Raw genomic sequence first — 1793 nt, forward strand, 5'->3', positions numbered from 1 at the left:
CGTGTCACCGCAACTGCTCACGCGCGCCCAGCAAGTGGCCACGCAGCACCGCACCGAGCACGGCACACCGATCACGGCCGGGCAACTCGCCGTCCGACTCAGGGTTCCTTCCGACCGTGCGGCCGAAGCACTACGGGTGCTGGCGCTCCGCCAGGACAACCCCACCGAACAGATTCCGACAGTCAACGGCAACCGCCCCAGTGCGACCCGCTGACCGATTCGACCTTCAGCGTCGCACCCGAAGCCTCCCAGCTTCGGGTGCGGCCCCGGGAGTCGAAACAAACCCCTCGATCACCCCCCTAGGAGCTGACGAACCCGTGACCCTGGCGACGCTTCCCGTGACACCCGAGCCCACCGGCTCGGGCGCTGCGGCCTGCGCCGACCAGGCAACGCTCGCCCTGTACCGCCACTCACCCGACCTGCTACTGCAAGCGGTCGCCCGCGCCGCCCGCGACGACTTCCCCGCCTGGCTCACACACGTCCAACCCGCCGCCGCGTGCACGCGGCCGGTCCGGCTGGCCGGAACCCTCACCACCATCGAAGCCGCGACCGGCCGGATCCTCGACCTGCGCCACACCGCGGACATGCCGGACGGGACAATCTACAAGCCCTGCGGCAACCGCCGCGCCAGCGTCTGCCCCGCCTGCTCCAAGCGCTACCAGAACGACGCCTACCAGCTGGTCCGCGCCGGACTCGTCGGCGGCAAAGGCGTGCCGGCCGAAGTGGCGCGCCACCCGGCGGTGTTCCCGACCTTCACCGCACCATCGTTCGGTGAGGTCCACACCCGGCGGGTGAAGAAGCACACCTGCGCCCGGCGCACCGAGTGCGACTGCCGGGCCGAGCCGTGCCACGCCCGCCGCGACCTGACCGTCTGCCCCCACGGGGCACGGCTGGCCTGCTTCGCCCGGCACGACCTCGCCGACCCCCGGCTCGGCACGCCGCTGTGCCTGGACTGCTATGACCATGCCGGGCAGGTCGTCTGGAACCTGTACGCCGGTGAACTGTGGCGGCGCACGACCATCACGATCCGGCGCTACATCGAGCAGCTGTGCCGGGAACGCGGTGTGCCGAAAGTCCCGATGACCTACGAGCGCAACGGCACGATCCGCACCCGCTGGGTGCTGCCGGTGCGGCTGTCGTTCGGCAAAGCCGCCGAGATGCAGCGGCGCGGCGTCGCGCACTTCCACGCCATCATCCGCCTCGACGGCTTCGACCCCGACCAGCCCGACGCCACCGTCGCGCCACCGTCCGCCCTCGACGCCGACGACCTCGTCGCGGCCGTCGACCATGCCGCCACCACGGTCGTCTTCGCCACCGTCCCGCACCCGCACGAGCCGGGCGGCTGGCGCATCGGCTGGGGCGACCAGGTCCTGACGAAGGTCATCACGGTCGCCGCGCTGGGAGAGGTCACCGATGCTCAGGTCGCCGCGTACCTCGCCAAGTACGCCACCAAGTCGACCGAGGTCACCGGACACACCTCCGGCCGGATTACCACCGACACCATCGACCTGTACGCCGACCGGCGCGGCACCCACGTCGAACGCCTCGTCGACGCCTGCTGGCGACTCGCTCACGCCCGCTGGACTTGCAAAGGCTGCGGCCAGCACAGCGACCGCTGGGTCTGCCCGGTCTGCGCGGCGCGCGGCCGGGAGGCACTGTGGCCGGTGCCGGAGAGCAGCCCGTTCCGGCGGCTCGGACGGTGGGCGCACATGCTCGGCTTCGGCGGCCACTTCCTCACCAAGTCGCGCCGCTACTCGGTCACCTTTGCGGTCTTGCGCGGACAGCGCATCGTG

General features: G+C 71.4%; 1 protein-coding gene and 1 pseudogene. Both read left to right on the plus strand.

Going from position 1 to position 1793, the window contains the following annotated elements:
- Positions 1 to 214: pseudogene (locus ADL15_RS55290) on the plus strand (hypothetical protein); the annotation flags it as partial.
- A gap of 103 nt (positions 215 to 317) precedes the next feature.
- Positions 318 to 1793, plus strand: a 1476-nt coding sequence (locus ADL15_RS13230) for a replication initiator (protein WP_067689150.1), incomplete at its 3' end; no start/stop codon positions are given.

It is taken from the genome of Actinoplanes awajinensis subsp. mycoplanecinus (assembly GCF_001509495.1).
Taxonomy (GTDB): Bacteria; Actinomycetota; Actinomycetes; order Mycobacteriales; family Micromonosporaceae; genus Actinoplanes; species Actinoplanes palleronii.